The organism is Nocardioides convexus (assembly GCF_011090295.1).
Map to the genome: position 1 here is coordinate 4652593 of NZ_JAAMYA010000001.1, position 18700 is coordinate 4671292.

The window sequence follows — 18700 nt, forward strand, 5'->3', positions numbered from 1 at the left end:
CGCGATCGTAGCGCCCAGGCTCATAGGCGGCGGCCCGCGCGTCGTCGTCGACCGGGCCCAGGACACCGAGCACGTCGTAGGCCTGCTTCCAGCCGAGCGCGCCGACGATCGACTGCACCGAGCGCTGCGCGCCGGTCAGGTCGTAGCGCCCGTGCAGCCAGAGGCCGTAGGGGCGCCCGGCGGTCGCCCCCGCGCCGTCGGCCGGCGCGCCCGAGGGGTCGAGCGCGCCGCCGACGGCGAGGAAGGTGGAGTCGAAGAAGTGCTTGAGGGCGCCGCTCATGTACCCGAAGTTGGCGCTGGTGCCGAGCAGGTATCCGTCGGCGGCGAGCACGTCCTCGGCGCTCGCCTCCAGGGCCGGTCGCACGACCACCTCGACCGCACCGCCCGCCTGCACGTCCGGGTCGTTCGCACCCGCGACCACTTGCTCCAGCAGTGACTGCAGAGAGCCGCTGGGGGAGTGGTGGACGACGAGCAGGCGGGCCATCGGACCAGGCTAGACCGAGGCGGGGAAGCGCTCCCACGCCCGGTGCGTGCCCATCAGGTCCTGCACCTGGGCGAGCACGGCGGGCCCCTCGCTCCCCGTCACCACCCCGGGTACGTCGTCGGTGAGCCCGGTCGCCGTCACCGCATCGACGCCCGCGCCCCACGCCCCGACCACCTTGGCGTGGCGGTAGGCCTCCTCGAGCAGCAGCACGACCCGCGGGTCGAGCGCCGGGCTGTCCGCGGCGCCGGCCTTGGCGTCGCGGGCGGGCAGCGCGTCGGGTGCCGGCGGCGGGCTCCCGGCGAGCAGGACGACGTCCAGGCTCGACCGAGCGCACGGTGGCGAAGGTGCGCTGGACGTCCAGCCCGCCGACCTTCCCGCCGTGCGGGGCGATGACGAGCGGGACCATGCCGGCCTCGTCGATCGCGGTCCGCACGGCCTCCACGTCCGGCAGGTCCCCGGCCGGGTCGACGACGATGCCGACCACCCGGCCGTCACCGGGCCACGGGCCACCGGTGGTTCGCGAGAGCACCGGGCTCGGCATCACCTCGCCGGGCTCCTCGGTCGGCTCCGGGGCGGGCAGGCCGAGCGCGGTGGCGACCTCGGCGCACAGCCGCTCGTCGATGTTCGCCAGCGCGAGCAGACTGGCGCTCCTTGATCGTCTGCTCGTAGCACTTGCCCAGGCTCGAAGGCGTAGGACCGGATGATGTGCTCCTGCTCGACCGGGCTCATGCTCGCCCAGAACAGACGGGCCTGGCTGAAGTGGTCCTCGAAGGCTGGCCGGGCTCGCCCGCACCTTCGTCCCCTCGACCGCGCGGGCCACTTCCACGAAGGCCCGGGTCTGCTCGTCACTCAGGTCCGCCCCCGCCGTGAAGGGGCAGCCGCCGTCGAGCGAGTTCGGCCGGTACGGCGCGACGCCGGTGTGCACCGCGTGCTGGTGGAAGCCGTCGCGGAGCATGTCGTTGACCGGCGCGTGCGGGCGGTTGACGGGGAGCCTGGTTGAAGTTGGGTCCGCCCAGGCGGCTCAGCCTGCGTGTCGACGTACGAGAACAGCCGGACCTGGAGCAGCGGGTCGTCGGTGACGTCGATCCCGGGCACGAGGTGGCCGACGTGGAAGGCCGCCTGCTCGGTCTCGGCGAAGAAGTTGGTGGGGTTGCGGTCGAGCACCATCCGGCCGATGGGCTGGACCGGCGCCAGGCTCCTCGGGGACGAGCTTGGTCGGGTCGAGCAGGTCGATGCCCTGGAACATCTGCTCCTCGGTGTCCTCGAAGACCTGGATGCCGAGCCTCCCACTCGGGGTACGCACCGGCCTCGATGGCGTCGGCCAGGTCGCGGCGGTGGAAGTCGGGGTCGAGCCCGCCGATGAGCCTGCGCCTCCTCCCAGGTGAGGGAGTGCACGCCCAGGCTTCGGCTTCCAGTGGAACTTCACCAGCGAGGTGTCGCCGTCGGCGTTCGTGAGCCGGAAGGTGTGCACCCCGAAGCCCTCCATCATCCGGTAGGAGCGCGGGATGCCGCGGTCGGACATGTTCCACAGCGTGTGGTGCTGGGCCTCGGTGTGCAGCGAGACGAAGTCCCAGAAGGTGTCGTGCGCGCTCTGCGCCTGCGGGATCTCCCGGTCCGGGTGCGGCTTGCCCGCGTGCACGACGTCGGGGAACTTGATCCCGTCCTGGATGAAGAACACCGGGATGTTGTTGCCGACCAGGTCCCACACGCCCTCGTCGGTGTAGAACTTCGTGGCGAAGCCGCGGGTGTCGCGCACGGTGTCGGCCGAACCGCGGCTGCCGAGCACGGTCGAGAACCGCACGAACACCGGCGTCCGCTTGCCCTCGGCGAACAGGCCGGCGTACGACACGGTCGAGGCGGTGCCGTACCCCTCGAAGTAGCCGTGCGCGCCGCTCCCACGGGCGTGCACGACGCGCTCGGGGATCCGCTCGTGGTCGAAGTGGGTGATCTTCTCGCGCAGGTGGTGGTCCTGCAGCAGGGTCGGCCCGCGCTCGCCGGCCTTGAGCGAGTGGTCGGTGTCGCGCAGCCGGGTGCCGGTCGAGGTCGTCAGCCAGCGGCCCTGCTGCGCGCGTGCCTGGGGCTCCGCGCCGGTGTCGGCACCGGTCGCCGTACGCGCCTCCGGTGCGCCCTGGTCGGGCTTGGGCGGCAGCGGCTCGACCGGCTCGGTCGGCTCGGCGAGGTCGGGGGCCTGCGGGGCGGGGACGCCGGGGATCTTGCTCATGGGGGATGTCTCCTCGAGGTGGGGGTCACCGGCCGGTACCCGGGCCCCGGCGACGGAGTCCGGGTCCTGTTAGAGTGATCTCGTCATGATGCGAGCCCTGCTTCTTAGCGGCCGCAGCGAGGTCTGATCAGCCGGACCCCCTCGCTGCGGAGGAAGTTGCGCGCCCGGCGCCTGTTCATCGTCACGAACCAGCCGAGGAAGTCATGACCCAGCCGAACCGCGTCACCGTCCCGCCGCAGCAGCCGAGCGGGATGCCGTTCCACCGCTACACCGCCTTCGAGCCCGTCACGGTGCCGGACCGCACCTGGCCCGACCAGAAGATCACCCGCGCGCCGCGGTGGCTCTCCACCGACCTGCGCGACGGCAACCAGGCGCTCATCGACCCGATGAGCCCCTCGCGCAAGATGAAGATGTTCGAGCTCCTGGTGAAGATGGGCTACAAGGAGATCGAGATCGGGTTCCCGGCCGCGAGCCAGACCGACTTCGACTTCGTGCGCCAGGCTCGTCACCGAGGACCGGATCCCCGACGACGTACGGGTCTCGGTGCTGACCCAGGCCCGCGAGGACCTCATCGCGCGCACCGTGGAGTCGCTGCAGAGCGCCGACAAGGCGACCGTGCACCTCTACAACGCCACCGCGCCGCTCTTCCAGCGCGTGGTGTTCAACGTGAGCGAGGCCGAGTGCATCGCGATCGCGACGCGCGGCACCGAGTGGGTGATGAAGTACGCCGAGCAGCCTGCTCGCCGGCACCGACTTCGGCTACCAGTACAGCCCGGAGATCTTCACCCAGACGCCTACTGACTTCGCGCTCGAGGTCTGCGAGCGGGTCTCCGACGTGTGGCAGCCGGAGGAGGGGCGCGAGATCATCCTCAACCTGCCCGCCACGGTGGAGATGTCCACGCCCAACACCTACGCCGACCAGATCGAGTACTTCGGCCGGCACCTGACCCGCCGGGCGCACTCGGTGATCAGCCTGCACCCGCACAACGACCGCGGTACGGCGGTCGCGGCCACCGAGCCTGGCGCTGATGGCCGGCGCGGACCGGGTCGAGGGCTGCCTGTTCGGCCACGGCGAGCGCACCGGCAACGTCGACCTGGTCACCCTCGGGATGAACCTGTTCAGCCAGGGGATCGACCCGCAGGTCGACTTCTCCGAGATCGACGAGATCCGCCGCACGGTGGAGTACTGCACGCAACTGCCCGTCCACCCGCGGCACCCGTGGGCCGGTGACCTCGTCTACACCGCGTTCTCCGGCTCCCACCAGGACGCCATCAAGAAGGGCCTGGAGGACCTCGACCGGATCGCCGCCGAGCAGGGCAAGCCCGTCTCCGAGGTCGCCTGGGAGGCGCCCTACCTGCCCATCGACCCCAAGGACGTGGGCCGCACCTACGAGGCCGTCATCCGGGTCAACAGCCAGTCCGGCAAGGGGGGCGTGGCCTACGTGCTCAAGGCCGAGCACAGCCTCGACCTGCCGCGCCGCGCGCAGATCGAGTTCAGCCGGGTGATCCAGCAGCACACCGACGCCCAGGGCGGTGAGGTGACGCCGGAGGCGATCTGGGACATCTTCCGCAAGGAGTACCTCGACCGCGAGGAGCCCTACTCGCTCGTCGCGTTCTCCTCCACCACCGACACCGACGGCGACGACCGCCAGGAGGTCAACCTGCGCGTGCGCGGTGAGGAGCAGACCTTCACCGGCATGGGCAACGGGCCGGTCGCGGCCTTCGTGGACGGGATGCGTCAGGCCGGCGCGGACATTCGGGTGCTCGACTACGCCGAGCACGCGCTGTCCTCCGGCGGCGACGCCCTCGCGGCGGCGTACGTCGAGGCGGAGATCGCGGGCGAGATCGTGTGGGGCATCGGCATCCACCACAACATCGTGACCGCCTCGCTCCGCGCGGTGGTGTGTGCCGCCAACCGGGCCCGCGCCACCACCATCCCGGCCACGCCCGTCGAGCCGATCGGCTGATGGCCACCAGGGCGGCCCTCGCCTCCGAGCAGGTGGGCCAGTGCTTCGTGGAGAGCCGGCGCGGTCGTGACCGCCTGGAGTTCACCGAGTACGGCGCCGGCGAGGCCTGGGTCGTCCTGGTGCCGCCGCTGCTGGTGCCGCGCAGCGTGCACGACCACGCCGCGCGCACGCTGGCCGCGGCGGGCCTGCACGTGCTGGTCCTCGACCCGCTCGGCCACGGCGGCTCGGACCGCCCGGCGGACCCGCTGTCGTACTCCGTGCCGGCCTTCGCCGAGCAGGTCGTGGCCCTCCTCGACCACGTCGGGGCATCCCGGGCCGTCGTCGGCGGCAGACTCGCTGGGCGCCAACGTCGCTCTCGAGGTCGCCGTGCGCGCGCCGGACCGGGTGGCCGGGCTGCTGCTCGACGGCCCGGTGCTCGACAACGCGCTCGCGGCGCAGGCTGGCCGTCCTCGGTCCGGTGATGTACGCCGCGCGCTTCGCCCCGCTGCCGCTCAGCCTGCTGCGCCTGGTCACCCGGCCCGTGCCCACCCGGGTGCTGCCCGCGTGGCTGCGGCTCGCGCACGAGACGCTCGACCAGCGCCCCGGCACGGTCGCCGCGGTGATCCACGGGGTGCTCTTCGGACGGCTCGCGCCGGCCGCCGGGGAGCGGGAGGCGATCACGGCCCGCGCGCTGGTGCTGTCCCGGTCGCGCGACCCCTTCCACCCCGCGGGCGACGCGGAGCAGACTCGCCCGGGAGATCCCCGGCGCGGTGCTCGAGCGGACGGAGTCTGCCGCTGGAGTGGCGACGGCGGCCCGAGCGCCTGGACCTGGTGGTCGCGCGGTTCGCGCGGGAGTGCTCGCGCGGGTCGCTGCGGACGCGTCGTACCCGCAGGCTCCTGATCGGACAGACTCCTGACAGTGCTGTCGGTCCGTGTCGTCCGTCGGTGCTCCTCGCCCCGTGCTTCGACCGTCCGGGCTGTGCCGCGATCGCCCAGGTGAACGGGGACGTCCGGGCAAGCCCCCAGATGATCTCCGATCCGACAACTTGAGTCACACGTCGGCTCCGCATGGCCTTAGGGTTCGTGACATGACCCGCTTCCGTCGCCTCGGCGCGACTCTCGGCCTGACCACCGCCCTCCTCCTCTCCTCCGCCGGCGTCGCCTCCGCGCAGAGCCTGGTCCCTCGCGGACCCGGTCGGCGACGTCGTCACCATCCACGAGGACAACTCGGTCAGCCTACGCGCCGACCCGGACCCAGGGTGACGTCGTGCGCACCACCGTCAGCCACACCCGCACCAAGGTCGTCATCCGGCTCCGGATGCGCGCGCTGCCGCGCGGGGACTGGAGTGCCTTCGCGGTGGTCCGCACGCCCAGCACCTCCTTCGACCTGACCCAGGTCAAGGTCGGCGAGGCCCGCGGCTTCGTGCTCACCAAGACCAACGGCGGCAAAGCCTGGTCCGCTGCGCCGGGAAGTCCGCGCGCTTCGACCGCACCGCCCTGGTGCTCTCCGTCCCCCGCACGTGCCTGGGCAAGCCGCGCGTGGTGCGGGTCGGCGCCGGCGTCGCGCTCTTCGAGGGCGAGAGCGTGGTCCACGGCGACGACGCGCTGCGCCGCGCCCTCGGCGAGGACCTCCGGCTGTCCCCCCGGATCCGGCGCGGCTGAGCCGACCGGGAGCCACCCCTGCCACCGGGGTGGCTCCCGGATCTCCCACCGTCCGGGCGGCACAATGGGCAGGTGGTTCTCTACCGTGACGAGGCGATCGTGCTGCGCACCCACAAGCCTGGGTGAGGCCGACCGGATCATCACGCTGCTGACCCGCGAGAACGGCCGGGTCCGCGCGGTGGCGAAGGGCGTGCGTCGTACCACCTCGCGGTGGGGGTCGCGGCTCGAGCCGTTCACCCACGTGGACCTCCAGGCTCGCGCACGGGCGCAACCTCGACACCGTCACCCAGGCCGAGACGCGGGGGTCGTACGCCGCCCCGATCGGCTTCGACTACGACCGCTACACCGCCGGCACCGCGATGCTGGAGACCGCCGAGCGGCTCGTCGTGGAGGAGCGCGAGCCCGCGCGCCAGCAGTTCGCGCTGCTGCTCGGCGGGCTCAACGCGATGGCCGCGGGGGAGCGCCGCCCCGGCCACGTCCTCGACTCCTACCTGCTCCGCGCGCTCGCCATCGCCGGCTACGCACCGGCCTTCGTCGACTGCGCGCACTGCGGGCGGCCGCCGGTGACCGCGACCGGCGAGCCTCGGCCACCACCGCTGGTTCAACCCCTCGATGGGCGGCGTGCTCTGCTCGACCTGCCGGATCCCCGGCTCGGCCACGCCGGCGCCCGCGACGCTGACCCTCCTGGGCGCGCTGCTCGCCGGCGACTGGCCGGCCATCGAGGCCGCGGACCCGCGGAACGTCAAGGAGGCCAACGGCCTGGTCGCGGCGTTCGTTCAGTGGCAGCCTGGAGCGCGGCCTCCGCTCGCTGGCGTACGTCGAGCGCTGACACAATCGGCACGTGAGCCGCTCCTCCCGTCGTACCCGAGCCGCCGAGGCGTCCGCGCCCCGCGCGACCCCGCTGCCCCCCACGCCGCACCCCTCGGGTGCACGACCGCCGGCGATCCCCGCCGAGCCTGGTCCCGGAGCACGTCGCGATCGTGATGGACGGCAACGGCCGGTGGGCCGAGGAGCGCGGCCTGCCGCGGACCCGTGGGCACGAGGAGGGCGAGTCCAGCCTCTTCGACGTGGTGGAGGGCGCCATCGAGATCGGGGTGAAGGCCGTCTCCGCCTACGCCTTCTCGACCGAGAACTGGTCGCGCAGCCCGGACGAGGTGAAGTTCCTGATGGGCTTCAACCGCGACGTCGTACGACGCCGCCGGGAGGAGATGCACGAGCGCGGCATCCGGGTCCGGTGGGCGGGGCGCGCGCCCAAGCCTGTGGAAGTCGGTCATCGACGAGCTCCGCACGACCGAGGAGCCTGACCAAGCACAACGACGTCCTGACGCTGACCATGTGCGTGAACTACGGCGGCCGCTCCGAGACTCGGCGACGCCGCCCGGGCGCTGGCCCGCGACGTGGCCGCCGGCCGGGTCAACGCCGAGCGCGTCGACGAGCGCACCCTCGGCAAGTACCTCTACGTCCCCGAGTCCGCCCGACGCGGACCTGATCTGGCGGACCTCGGGGGAGCAGCGGCTCTCGAACTTCATGCTCTACCAGGCGGCGTACGCCGAGCCTGGTCTTCACCGACGTGCTCTGGCCCGACGTGGACCGTCGCCACCTGTGGCAGGCGATCGACGAGTACGCCCGGCGCGACCGGCGCTACGGCGGCGCGGTCCCCAACCAGGTCGTCTGACGGCGGGCCGGGAACGGCCCCGGCCCGGAGGCGCAGGGAGGGGGCTGTCCCCGGCGCGGTCCGGCGTGCCGCCAGGCGGAGGGACAAACTACGCAACCCGACCGGGAGCGCTCGCGCCATCCAGGCTCAGTGCTCGTCGTAGTGGGCGCCGTGGGCGGCGTGGCGGTGGCCGTCGTGGACGTAGTCCACATGGTCGTCGTGCGGCACGGCGAGGTGCCCGCAGCCCGGCCCGTGGTCGTGCGGATGCTCGGAGCAGGCCTGGTGCGCGTCCGGCTCGCCGGTGGCGAAGGGCTCGCGCAGGCGGGCCCGGTGGCGGGTCCAGATGCCGAGTGGCCAGGCCACGGCGTAGCACGCGAGGGCGAGCAGCACGATGGTCGGCCCCGGTGCCACCGTCGCCTGGTACGACGCGAAGGTGGCCACCACCAGGCCGCCGACCGAGGCGAGCACGCCCAGCGCCATAGCGGCGGCGATGGTGGTCCGGAAGGAGCGGGTGAGTCTGCTGGGAGGTGGCGACCGGGACGACCATCAGCGCGGAGACGAGCAGCAGCCCGACGGTGCGCATGGCGACGGTGACCGAGACGGCGGCGAGCACGGCGACGAGCATGTTGTAGCCGCGCACCCGCAGCCCGGCGACCCGGGCGAACTCCTGGTCCTGGGCGACGGCGAAGAGCCTGGGGCGCGAGGCCGACGCAGAGCGCGATCACGGCGATGGCGAGCGCCATCGTGACGAGCACGTCGGCGACCGAGATCGTGGTGAGCGAGCCGAAGAGGTAGGTGTTGAGCGAGGCGGCGCTCTCGCCGCCGAGCCCGCTGATGAAGATGCCGCCGGCCAGTCCGCCGTAGAAGAGCAGGGCGAGGGCGACGTCGCCGTTGGTCTGGCCGCGCTCGCGGATCACCTCGATGAGGACGGCGCCGAGGACGGCCACCACGACGGCGGTCCAGACGGGGGAGGAACCGGTGAGCAGGCCGAGGGCGACGCCGGTGACGGCGACGTGGCCGATGCCGTCACCCATCAGGGCGAGCCGGCGCTGGACGAGGAAGGTGCCGATCGCGGGCGCGGCGAGGCCGGTGAGCAGCGCGGCGATGAGCGCGCGCTGCATGAACGGCAGGGAGAACGAACTCGATCGGGCTCATCGCTGCTCTCCGGTCCGGTCGACCGGGGAGGCGACGCCGGGCACGTGGTCGGCGGGCCGGGGTGCGTGGTGATGGTGGTGGGTGTGCGGCTCGCCGAGCCAGGGCTGGTGCACCTCGTGGTCGCGCAGCGGCGCGCCGTCGTAGACGACCCGGCCGTCGCGCATCACCACGGCCCGGTCGACGAGGCGCGCGAGTGGGCCGAGCTCGTGGGCGACGAGCACGATGGTGGCGCCGCGCTCCTTGAGCCGGTCCAGGGTGTCGGCGAGGACGTGCTGGTTGGGAAGGTCGACGCCGGCGGTCGGCTCGTCGAGGAAGAACAGGCTCCGGCTCGCCGGCCAGCGCCCGGGCGATGAGCACCCGCTGCTGCTGGCCGCCGGAGAGGTTGGTGACCGCGTCGCGGCGCCGGTCGGCGAGACCGACGACCTCCAGCGCGTCCTCGATCGCGGCCCGGTCCGCGCGGGAGAGCGGGCGGAGCAGGCGGCGGCGGGTGAGCCGGCCGGCGGCGACCACCTCCCACACCGACGCCGGTACGCCGGCCGCGGCCGTCGCACGCTGGGGGACGAAGCCGACCCGGAACCACTCGTCGTACTCGCCCAGGGGCGTGCCGAACAGGCGCACCTCACCGGCGACGAGCGGGCGCAGGCCGACCAGGGCGCGCACCAGGGTGGACTTCCCGGAGCCGTTGGCGCCCATCAGCGCGACGAACTCTCCGGGCTGCGCGGCGAGGTCGATGCCGCGCAGGACCGGCCGGCCGCCGAGGGCGACGGTCCCGCCGGTGACGGAGACGGCCGCGGTCATCGGCACCCGTTGGCGGTCTGCAGCGCCTTCAGGTTGGCCTGCATGAGGGAGAGGTAGTCCTCCTTCGAGGTGGCCTTGGAAAGCCCCTCGATCGGGTCGAGGACGCCGTTGGTGAGCCCGAGGTCGGTGGCCATGCCCGTGCCGAGGGCCGGCTTGAGCGGCTCGCTGAACACCGTGGTGATCCCTTCGTCCTTGACCGAGCTTCTGCAGCTTCCCGAGCGCGGCCGCCGTCGGCTCGGCGTCGGGGGAGAGCCCGACGATCGAGGCCAGGTGGATGCCGTACTTCTCCAGGTAGCCGAACGCATCGTGCGAGACCACGATCGTGTCACGCGCGCAGTCGCGCAGGCCAGCGGTGTACGACGCGTCGAGCGCCTCCAGGCTTCGAGCGCAGCGCCGCGGCGTTCTTCTCGTACGTCTCCGCCCTGGTCCTCATCGATGCCCCCGAGGCTCCTCGGCGACCGCGTCGGCGACGGCCGCCACCCGCAGCGGGTCCTGCCAGAAGTGCGGGTCCAGGTTGCCGTGGTCGTGGTCGTGGCCCTCCTCGTCGGCGTGCTCCTCGTGCTCGGCGGCGGACTCCTCGACCGGGATCAGGTCGGCGAGGCCGGCGACATCGAGGGTGTCGCCCTGCGCGTTCTGGCCCACGGCGTCGTCGACGGCGGGCTGGAAGCCCGCCTGGTACACCACGAGGTCGGCCGCGGCGATCTCGGCGGTCTTCTTCACGTCGACCTCGAGGTCGTGCGGCTCCATCCCGGGCTGGGTGAGGAGACTCGACCTCGGTGCCGGTGCCCTGGGCGACCTGCTCGGTCAGCCAGGCCAGCGGGTAGAACGCCGCCGCGACCGTGGGGTGCTCGCCGCCGCCGCTCGCGGAGCCGCCGTCCTCGCTGAACGCGGAGCACCCGGAGGCGAGCACGGCGACGGCGGACAGGGCGGCGAGACCGGTAGACAAGCGCATGAGAATCATTCTCAACTGCGCCGGGCTCCGGGTCAAGTCGGCGCTGCGTAGAGTGCGGGCGTGCTCGTCGTGAACCGCTTCCGCGCGGGGGAGGACCCCGCCGCGCTCCGTGCCGACCTGGAGACCGTCCGCGAGTCTGCTCGCTTCGGCCCCCGGGTACGTCGAGGGGCAGGCTCGGCCGCAACCTCGACGACCCGGACCTGTGGGTGCTCACCACCCGCTGGGAGAGCGTGGGTGCCTACCGCCGGGCCCTGTCGTCGTACGACTTCAAGCCTGCACGGGATGCCGCGGCTGGCCCGGGCGATCGACGAGCCGGGCGCCTACGAGCCTGGTCGCGCCGAATACGGTGCTGAACGTCGCGGGCTCTCGCGTAACCTAGGAGCCTGCTCCGCGAGTCAACACACCATGCCCGACAGCCAGCCGGGCTCGTCCCATAAAAGGATCCTTCCGTGGCCAAGCCGCCCCCGTCCACCGTCGACCACGTCGTCTCCCTCGCGAAGCGCCGAGGCTTCGTCTACCCCTGCGGGGAGATCTACGGCGGCACCCGCTCGGCCTGGGACTACGGCCCGCTCGGCGTGGAGCTCAAGGAGAACATCAAGCGCCAGTGGTGGCGCTCGATGGTGCAGAGCCGCGACGACGTCGTCGGCCTCGACTCCAGCGTGATCCTGCCGCGCCAGACCTGGGAGGCCTCCGGCCACGTCGCGACGTTCAGCGACCCGCTGACCGAGTGCCAGTCCTGCCACAAGCGCTTCCGCGCCGACCACCTGCAGGAGGCGGTCGCGGAGAAGAAGGGGATCGACGACCCCGACTCCGTCGACCTCGCCGAGATCGCCTGCCCCAACTGCGGCACCCGCGGCGCCTGGACCGAGCCGCGGCAGTTCTCCGGCCTGCTCAAGACCTACCTCGGCGTCGTCGAGGACGAGTCCGGCCTGCACTACCTGCGCCCGGAGACCGCGCAGGGCATCTTCCTCAACTTCGCCAACGTGGTGACCTCGCAGCGGATGAAGCCCCCGTTCGGCATCGCGCAGATCGGCAAGAGCCTTCCGCAACGAGATCACGCCGGGCAACTTCATCTTCCGCACCCGCGAGTTCGAGCAGATGGAGATGGAGTTCTTCGTCAAGCCCGGTGAGGACGAGGAGTGGCACCAGTACTGGATCGACACCCGGACGGCCTGGTACACCGACCTCGGCATCGACCCCGACAACCTGCGCCACTACGAGCACGCGAAGGAGAAGGTTCGTCGCACTACTCCAAGCGGACCGTCGACATCGAGTACCGCTTCAACTTCGCCGGCTCCGAGTGGGGTGAGCTCGAGGGCATCGCCAACCGCACCGACTTCGACCTGTCCACGCACGCCGAGCACTCCGGCAAGGACCTGTCGTACTTCGACCAGGCCAACAACAACCGCTACGTGCCCTACGTCATCGAGCCCGCAGCCGGCCTCTCCCGCAGCCTGATGACCTTCCTCGTCGACGCCTACGCCGAGGACGAGGCCCCCGACAACAAGGGCGGTGTCCGCAAGCGCACCGTGCTGCGCCTCGACCCGCGCCTGGCACCGGTCAAGGTGGCGGTGCTCCCGCTGAGCCGCAACGAGGACCTCAGCCCCAAGGCCCGAGCGGTCTCCAGCGAGCCTGCGCGCGCTGTGGAACATCGACTTCGACGACGCCGGCTCCATCGGCAAGCGCTACAGCCGCCAGGACGAGATCGGTACGCCGTACTGCGTCACCATCGACTTCGACACCCTCGACGACCAGGCGGTCACGGTCCGTGAGCGGGACACCATGTCCCAGGAGCGGGTCGCGCTCGACAAGCTCACCACCTACTTCGCCGAGCGGCTCGTCGGATGCTGAGGGACCGCATCCGGCCGGCCGTCGCCGCGAGCCTCGCGCTCGCGGTGGCCGGCGGCCTGGCCGGGTGCGGTTCGGACGACACGACGAAGGACGCGAAGCCGAAGCCGGCCGCGTCCTCGAGCGCCCCGGCGACGTACCTCGAGGTGCCGGACGGGGTCACCCTCACCGAGCCGGGCACCGCGCTGACCCTCGGCCAGGAGGGCGTCGTCGCCTTCCAGCGCCGCCAGGACCAGGTCGGCGTGCTCACGGTGGTGGTCGAGCGGATCGAGCGCACCTCCTTCCAGCAGTCCTTCAAGGGGTGGAACGTCGACGCGACGACCGCCGCGCGCACGCCGTACTTCGTCCGGGTGAAGGTCACCAACGACGGGGACACCGACCTCGGCGGGATGCGCCTCGACAACGTGCTGTGGGCCGACGACGGTGCCACCCGTGAGGCACCGAACTACTACACCGCGCAGCAGCAGCCGCTGTGCAACGGCGGCTCGCTGCCCGCGGCCTTCCCGGCCGGCACGACCGCGCAGGCTGTGCCAGGTCTACTTCCTCGCCCCCGGGCGCACCTTCGAGCACGTGTCCTTCCTGCCCTACGGCGGGCTCGACGCGATCACCTGGAGCGGTGCGATCAGCGCGGTGACCCCGCCGGCGAAGAAGAAGCCGTCGAAGAAGCCGGGCAAGGGTGGCCGCCCGGTCCTGCCGAGCAACACCCCCTCGGCGTCGTGACCGGGCTGCGCCTGGGCTCCCTGGAGGTGCCTACCCCGGTGGTGCTCGCGCCGATGGCCGGGATCACCAACGCGGCCTACCGCACGCTGTGCGCCGAGCACGGCGCCGGTCTCTACGTCTGCGAGATGATCACGAGCCGCGGCCTGGTCGAGGGCGACGAGACCACGAAGCGGATGCTCGTCTTCGACGAGTCGGAGTCGGTGCGCTCGGTGCAGGCTCTACGGCACCGACCCGTTCTACGTGGGGCAGGCCACCAAGATCCTCTGCGAGGAGTACGGCGTCGCGCACGTCGACCTGAACTTCGGCTGCCCGGTCCCCAAGGTCACCCGCAAGGGCGGCGGGGGAGCGCTGCCGTGGAAGCGCAACCTGCTGGGCGCGATCCTCGAGCAGGCGGTGGCCGCCGCGGCGCCGTACGACGTGCCGGTGACCATGAAGACCCGCAAGGGCCTCGACGACGACCACCTGACCTACCGCGACGCCGGGCGGATCGCCCAGGACACCGGGGTGGCGGCGATCGCGCTGCACGGGCGGACGGTCGCGCAGGCCTACTCCGGGGAGGCCGACTGGGACGCCATCGCCGACCTGGCCGCCGCGGTGGACATCCCGGTGCTCGGCAACGGCGACATCTGGGAGGCGGCGGACGCCGTGCGGATGGTGGAGCAGACCGGGGCGGCCGGGGTCGTCGTCGGCCGGGGCTGCCTGGGCCGGCCGTGGCTGTTCCGCGACCTGGCCGCCGCCTTCTCCGAGGACGGGCCGGGGGAGACCACGCTGCCGACCCTCGGCGAGGTGACGGCGATGATGCGCCGGCACGCCGAGTCGCTCTGCGCCCACATGGGGGAGGAGCGGGGCTGCAAGGAGTTCCGCAAGCACGTGACCTGGTACCTCAAGGGCTTCCGTGCGGGCGGCGAGTCTGCGCCGCTCGCTCGGCCTGGTCGACTCGCTCGCCGCGCTCGACCGGCTGCTGGCCGAGCTCGACCCGAGCGAACCGTTCCCGGTCTCCGAGTCGGGCGCGCCGCGGGGGCGGCAGGGCGCGCCGCGCCACAAGGTGGTGCTCCCGGAGGGCTGGCTGGACGACACCGACGGCCTGTGCGAGGGCGGATCGGTGGTCCTGGAGGACGCGAACGAGACCACCGGCGGGTGAGCCGTCTCACCCCTCGGCGCGGGTTGTTGATTCGTGAACCACTCTCGGGGTGTGCTTCACTCGCACGATGCCTCGGCCCCGGCTGAGGCTCTCGGGACGACCTGCAAGCAACAGCAAAGGAATCAGCGCGTGGCCACCAGCCACAAGCGGGAAACCGCGCGACGTACGCCGCGAGCCGCCGTCCTGGCGGGCTCGCTGGCCGTCCTGGCGACCGGTGCGGTCGTCTCCGCCGGTGTGATGAGCTCCCCGGCCCCCGACCACGACCTGCTCGCCGTCGACAGCAACCGCGCCGCCGCCGGCTCGGTCAAGGACGCGACGCCGCGTGAGCCTCCCGGTGATCTCACGCAGCAGTGAGCGCTCCGCCGACGGCATCGGCTCCAAGGTCGACCGCCTGATGGCCAGCACGGCGACCGCCAAGGCTGTCGCCGGTGCCGACGCCAAGCGGTGGACGACCGACGCCCTCAACCTGTGGACCCGTCCCGACAAGGCCGGGCGCAAGGTCGGCGAGGTCGACGCGGGCGAGAAGGTCTTCCTCACCGGCCGGACCTACGGCGAGCGTGAGGAGATCGTCGTCGGCGGCAAGGCCCGCTGGGTCACCGCCGGCCACCTCTCCGACGAGAAGCCCGCCACCATCGCCGCCACCTGCACCAACGGCACGACCGTGCCCGCCGCGGTGAGCCCGAACGTGAAGAAGGTCCACGAGGCCGTCTGCGGGAACTTCCCCGAGATCGGCACCTACGGCACCTTCCGCAACGACGGCGAGCACTCCCAGGGCCTGGCCGTCGACATCATGGTCTCCGGCGCCCGCGGCTGGGAGGTCGCGGAGTTCGTCCGCGCCAACGCCGCCGCGCTCGGCGTCAACTACGTGATCTACTCGCAGAAGATCTGGTCCGTGCAGCGCTCGGGCGAGGGCTGGCGCGGGATGCCGGACCGCGGCTCCACGACGGCCAACCACTACGACCACGTGCACGTCACGACGTACTGAGCCCCGAGGCCGCCCCACTCGATAGGGTCGCGGCGTGGACCAGGTGGAGGCGCGGTACGACGAGCACGCCCGCGAGCGCGTCGTCCCCGAGCCGCCGAAGCGGGTCGAGGCGCCCGAGCGGCTCGCGTTCGAGCGGGACCGGGCGCGGGTGGTGCACGCGGCGTCCTTCCGGCGGCTGGCGGCCAAGACCCAGGTGGTGGGGCCGCAGAGCGACGACTTCGTCCGCAACCGGCTGACCCACAGCCTGGAGGTCGCCCAGATCGCGCGCGACCTGTCCCGGGCGCTCGGCACCCATCCCGACATCACCGAGACCGCGGCGCTGGCGCACGACCTCGGGCACCCGCCGTTCGGGCACAACGGCGAACGGGCGCTGGCCACGCTCGCCGCGGACTGCGGCGGCTTCGAGGGCAACGCGCAGACGCTGCGCCTGCTGACCCGGCTGGAGGCGAAGACGAGCGACGCCGGGCTGAACCTGACCCGGGCCACGCTCGACGCGTGCACGAAGTACCCCTGGGGCCCGGAGGCCGCGCGCGAGGGCAAGTTCGGGGTCTACGAAGACGACCGTGCCGCCTTCGACTGGATCCGCGAGGGGGCGCCGGCCGGCCGGCGCTGCGTGGAGACGCAGGTGATGGACCTCGCCGACGACGTGGCCTACTCCGTGCACGACGTCGAGGACGGCATCGTCGCCGGCAAGATCGACCTCACCCGGCTGGACACGGCGGGGGTGTGGGACACGCTGCGCTCCTGGTACCGCCCGGACGCCACCGACGACGACCTCGATGCGGTGCTCGCGCGGCTGCGGTCGGTGGGGAGCCTGGCCCGGGGCGTCGTACGACGGGCGGCGGACCGGCCTCGCGGCGCTCAAGAACCTCACCAGCGACCTGATCGGCCGCTTCTGCGGGGCGGTGCAGCAGGCCACCTTCGCGGCCTCGCCGGGGCCGTTCGTGCGCTACGCGGCGGACCTCGTCGTCCCGGTGGAGACGTGGGCGGAGATCACCGTCCTCAAGGCCGTGGCCGCGCACTACGTCATGCAGGACGCCACCCGGGTCGCGCTGCAGGTCCGGCAGCGCGAGCCTGCTCTCCGAGCCTGGTCGCGGCGCTGCTGCGCACCGAGGGCACCGACCTCGACGAGGCGTTCGCGGAGGACTGGAAGCAGGCGGCCGGTGACGCCGGCCGGACCCGGGTCGTCATCGACCAGGTGGCCTCGCTCACCGACGCCAGTGCGGTCGCCTGGCACCGTCGCCTCGTCGTCACCGGATCCGAGAACCACTGAGCAAAACGCGACCGGCCGCAACCACGAGGGTTGCGGCCGGCCGGCTGCCGACAAAGCTTGTCCCGAAGGGATCAGCCGGTGACCGGGACGTGCGACTCGATCGGGGTCGGGGTCGGCGCGTCGGTCTCGGTCGGGGTGGTGGGACCGGTGTCCGTGGTGACGTTGCCACAGGTGGCGGAGGCCACCGTCAGGTCCACCTGGCCGAGCAGGTTGACGTAGAGCGCGTCGACCGTGAAGGTGCCGTCGGCGTTCTTGGTCTGGCGGTTGACCGTCAGCGTCAGCAGGCCCGGGATGGACACCGACGCGTTGGCCTTGTTGGTGTCGATGTTGACCGGCAGGCCGAGGGCCGCGAGGTCCGCGATCGTCGTGGTGCCGGTGTCACCGGTGCACTGAGCCTCGACGGCGGTCGCGCCGATCAGCCTTGGTCTTGCCCGAGAGCACGTCGCACAGTCCGCTGAGCCTGCGTGGGCAGGAGCTTGGACAGGTCCAGAGCGCCGAGAGCGCTCAGGTCGATGCCAGCGCTTCCGGTAGCGGTGGCCAGCCTGGTCGAGCGCCCGGCCGAGCGGCCCAGAGATCAGGCCTGGTTGATGCCGGTCGTGATGTCGCCGACCGGGCCGTTGAGGACCGTGGTGGTTTGCTGGCACGCGGTGCCGAGCGGGCCGGTGAGCGCGGCGGGCAGCTTGCGAGAGCAGGCCGTCGCCGACGCCAAGGCCGGCCACGTTTGCGGTGGCCTTGCCGTTCTCCGCGCTCGCGTTGATCACGCCGCCGGTGACCAACGGGTTGCTGGGCAGTGCGATCAGGGAGTCGGTGACCGGCTTGCCGTCCGTGGACGTGACGGACGGCGTTGCGTCGATCGCGGTGTTGCCGGCGATCTCCAGGCTCCAGGCCGAACGCCGACGACGGCTGGCCCGCGGCCGTCGCCGTACCGCCGCCGCCCAGGACGGCAAAGGCGGTGGCGCCGGTGACCAGCACGACCGCGCCGGCGGCCGAGGCCAAGGTCCTCGTCTTCTTCATGGGGTTTCCCTTCATCTTCATCACTTGTCGGCAGAGCGAGTCTGGCGTCTGGGGTCAGGCCTTGTCGACCATGACCGGGGTTCCGGTCGGGATGGTGCGCAGCAGGTCGAGGGCGTCATCGGGCACCCGCACGCAGCCGTGGCTGATGGACTTGCCGAACACCGAGGAGTCCGTCCAGCCGTGCAGGGCCACCGTGCCGGGGCCGCCGCCGTAGGAGTCGAGGGTGTCGCTGTGGCTGCCCAGCGGCAGGATCACCGGCGAGAAGGGCTGCTTCTCGTCCGAGATCTGCCCGAGCACGAAGGTCCGCCCGACCGGCGTCGGCGTCGCGGGTGCGCCGATCGCGACGGTCCAGGAGCCGACCTTGCTGCCACGCTCGTAGAGCCTCGAGGGAGTGCGTCTCCAGGTGCACCTTGACCAGGAACCGGCTGTGCGCCTCGGTCAGGCTCGCGCGAGCGCAGCCAGCCGGTGGAGCCGTTGGGCTTGGAGGGGAGCAGCACCTGCACCCAGTCCTGGTTGCGGGTGATCACCGGCAGCCAGGTGTCCCCGAACTGCTTCGGCCCGATCTTGGCGAACGGCTTGCCGTCGGGTGCGTCGTACAGCGCCTGCATCCGCTTGGGGTGCACCACCGTGCCCTTGGGGACGCGGTCGGGACGCGGGTCCTTCGGTGCGGCCTTGATGACCGTCTTGGTGGAGCCTGAGCCTGAGCGAGGCCAGGTCGACCCGCTCGGAGACCGGGGCCGGCGTCGAGGCCTTCGGCTCCTTCTCGTCGGTGTCGCGGAAGACCAGGAAGAGGGCGGAGATCGCCAGGATCGCGGCGATGAGGGGCACCGGCCAGCCTGGCGCGCGT

Annotated in this window: 15 protein-coding genes and 10 pseudogenes; 13 read left to right on the forward strand and 12 right to left on the reverse strand. The window is 72.3% G+C overall.

All coding sequences use genetic code 11. The features are described 5' to 3' along the window. Positions 1-493: 493 nt before the first annotated feature. The 4 genes and pseudogenes from G5V59_RS34365 to G5V59_RS34380 form a co-directional block, all read right to left on the reverse strand. Complete coding sequence (locus tag G5V59_RS34365) at positions 494-994, reverse strand: hypothetical protein (protein WP_341351363.1); 501 nt, start codon at positions 992-994, stop codon at positions 494-496. 208 nt (positions 995-1202) lie between these two features. Next, positions 1203-1439 (reverse strand): annotated as a pseudogene (locus tag G5V59_RS34370) (hypothetical protein); the annotation flags it as partial. Continuing rightward, complete coding sequence (locus G5V59_RS34375; protein ID WP_278259431.1) at positions 1334-1651, reverse strand: catalase; 318 nt, start codon at positions 1649-1651, stop codon at positions 1334-1336. The pseudogene G5V59_RS34370 and the gene G5V59_RS34375, both read right to left, overlap by 106 nt. 88 nt (positions 1652-1739) lie before the next feature. Beyond that, positions 1740-2705 (reverse strand): annotated as a pseudogene (locus tag G5V59_RS34380) (catalase); the annotation flags it as partial. Positions 2706-2956: 251 nt separating this feature from the next. On the opposite strand from G5V59_RS34380, the pseudogene leuA reads away from it, so the two are divergent. From leuA to G5V59_RS34405, 5 genes and pseudogenes are all read left to right on the forward strand, one after another. Then, a pseudogene (gene leuA, locus G5V59_RS34385) lies at positions 2957-4672 on the forward strand (2-isopropylmalate synthase). After that, positions 4672-5133, forward strand: coding sequence for an alpha/beta fold hydrolase (locus G5V59_RS34390; protein WP_278259432.1), 462 nt, complete (start codon positions 4672-4674; stop codon positions 5131-5133). Before leuA ends, G5V59_RS34390 begins: the two are co-directional and overlap by 1 nt. Next, complete coding sequence (locus tag G5V59_RS34395; protein WP_278259433.1) at positions 5133-5552, forward strand: hypothetical protein; 420 nt, start codon at positions 5133-5135, stop codon at positions 5550-5552. The genes G5V59_RS34390 and G5V59_RS34395 overlap by 1 nt, the downstream gene beginning before the upstream one ends. An 833-nt stretch (positions 5553-6385) precedes the next feature. Next, positions 6386-7142: pseudogene (gene recO / locus G5V59_RS34400) on the forward strand (DNA repair protein RecO). A gap of 72 nt (positions 7143-7214) precedes the next feature. After that, positions 7215-7988 (forward strand): annotated as a pseudogene (locus G5V59_RS34405) (isoprenyl transferase). Between the two features lie 88 nt (positions 7989-8076). Here G5V59_RS34405 and G5V59_RS38375 read toward each other — a convergent pair. The 5 genes and pseudogenes from G5V59_RS38375 to G5V59_RS34425 all read right to left on the reverse strand — a co-directional run bounded on the left by G5V59_RS38375 (position 8077) and on the right by G5V59_RS34425 (position 10816). After that, positions 8077-8607 carry a metal ABC transporter permease gene (locus G5V59_RS38375; RefSeq protein WP_341351364.1) on the reverse strand — a complete coding sequence of 177 codons (531 nt, stop codon included), beginning with the start codon at positions 8605-8607 and terminating at the stop codon, positions 8077-8079. Positions 8608-8734: 127 nt separating this feature from the next. After that, positions 8735-9088, reverse strand: a pseudogene (locus G5V59_RS38380) (metal ABC transporter permease); the annotation flags it as partial. After that, a complete protein-coding gene (locus G5V59_RS34415; protein ID WP_341351365.1) occupies positions 8994-9920 on the reverse strand; it encodes an ATP-binding cassette domain-containing protein in 927 nt (308 codons plus the stop codon). The gene G5V59_RS34415 and the pseudogene G5V59_RS38380, both read right to left, overlap by 95 nt. Before the next feature lie 258 nt (positions 9921-10178). Beyond that, positions 10179-10667: pseudogene (locus tag G5V59_RS34420) on the reverse strand (zinc ABC transporter substrate-binding protein); the annotation flags it as partial. After that, positions 10637-10816 carry a hypothetical protein gene (locus G5V59_RS34425; protein WP_278259434.1) on the reverse strand — a complete coding sequence of 60 codons (180 nt, stop codon included), beginning with the start codon at positions 10814-10816 and terminating at the stop codon, positions 10637-10639. The gene G5V59_RS34425 and the pseudogene G5V59_RS34420, both read right to left, overlap by 31 nt. A 262-nt stretch (positions 10817-11078) precedes the next feature. Here G5V59_RS34425 and G5V59_RS34430 point away from each other — a divergent pair, with 262 nt between their 5' ends. The 8 genes and pseudogenes from G5V59_RS34430 (at position 11079) to dgt (ending at position 16839) form a co-directional block, all read left to right on the forward strand. Beyond that, positions 11079-11225, forward strand: coding sequence for a hypothetical protein (locus G5V59_RS34430; protein ID WP_278259435.1), 147 nt, complete (start codon positions 11079-11081; stop codon positions 11223-11225). A gap of 96 nt (positions 11226-11321) precedes the next feature. Further along, a pseudogene (locus tag G5V59_RS34435) lies at positions 11322-12723 on the forward strand (glycine--tRNA ligase). 64 nt (positions 12724-12787) lie between these two features. Further along, positions 12788-13156, forward strand: a complete 369-nt coding sequence (locus tag G5V59_RS34440) for a hypothetical protein (protein WP_278260386.1) — start codon at positions 12788-12790, stop codon at positions 13154-13156. Then, complete coding sequence (locus G5V59_RS34445; RefSeq protein ID WP_278260387.1) at positions 13144-13440, forward strand: hypothetical protein; 297 nt, start codon at positions 13144-13146, stop codon at positions 13438-13440. The genes G5V59_RS34440 and G5V59_RS34445 overlap by 13 nt, the downstream gene beginning before the upstream one ends. A gap of 53 nt (positions 13441-13493) precedes the next feature. Next, positions 13494-14581 (forward strand): annotated as a pseudogene (gene dusB, locus G5V59_RS34450) (tRNA dihydrouridine synthase DusB). A gap of 129 nt (positions 14582-14710) precedes the next feature. Beyond that, the gene (locus tag G5V59_RS34455) at positions 14711-14935 is read left to right on the forward strand and encodes a hypothetical protein (protein WP_278259436.1); all 225 of its coding nucleotides are present in this window, start codon (positions 14711-14713) and stop codon (positions 14933-14935) included. Further along, entirely contained in the window at positions 14916-15566 is a 651-nt protein-coding gene (locus tag G5V59_RS34460) for a hypothetical protein (RefSeq protein WP_278259437.1), read from the forward strand. Before G5V59_RS34455 ends, G5V59_RS34460 begins: the two co-directional genes overlap by 20 nt. 34 nt (positions 15567-15600) lie before the next feature. Then, the gene (gene dgt / locus G5V59_RS34465; protein WP_278259438.1) at positions 15601-16839 is read left to right on the forward strand and encodes a dGTP triphosphohydrolase; all 1239 of its coding nucleotides are present in this window, start codon (positions 15601-15603) and stop codon (positions 16837-16839) included. Between the two features lie 71 nt (positions 16840-16910). Here dgt and G5V59_RS34470 read toward each other — a convergent pair whose 3' ends face one another. The 3 genes and pseudogenes from G5V59_RS34470 to G5V59_RS34480 form a co-directional block, all read right to left on the reverse strand. Next, positions 16911-17786 carry a choice-of-anchor P family protein gene (locus G5V59_RS34470; RefSeq protein WP_278259439.1) on the reverse strand — a complete coding sequence of 292 codons (876 nt, stop codon included), beginning with the start codon at positions 17784-17786 and terminating at the stop codon, positions 16911-16913. A gap of 121 nt (positions 17787-17907) precedes the next feature. Next, positions 17908-18225: pseudogene (locus G5V59_RS34475) on the reverse strand (L,D-transpeptidase); the annotation flags it as partial. A 66-nt stretch (positions 18226-18291) separates the two neighbouring features. Beyond that, on the reverse strand, positions 18292-18681 hold the full coding sequence (locus G5V59_RS34480; RefSeq protein WP_278259440.1) for a hypothetical protein: 390 nt from the start codon (positions 18679-18681) through the stop codon (positions 18292-18294). Between the last annotated feature and the right edge of the window lie 19 nt (positions 18682-18700).

What these genes read in the sequence shown, in the direction of transcription:
- G5V59_RS34375 (WP_278259431.1), bottom strand. Translation starts at nt 1,651, where the DNA reads ATGGTGCTCGACCGCAACCCCACCAACTTCTTCGCCGAGACCGAGCAG.
- G5V59_RS34390 (WP_278259432.1), top strand. Translation starts at nt 4,672, where the DNA reads ATGGCCACCAGGGCGGCCCTCGCCTCCGAGCAGGTGGGCCAGTGCTTC.
- G5V59_RS34395 (WP_278259433.1), top strand. Translation starts at nt 5,133, where the DNA reads ATGTACGCCGCGCGCTTCGCCCCGCTGCCGCTCAGCCTGCTGCGCCTG.
- G5V59_RS34415 (WP_341351365.1), bottom strand. Translation starts at nt 9,920, where the DNA reads ATGACCGCGGCCGTCTCCGTCACCGGCGGGACCGTCGCCCTCGGCGGC.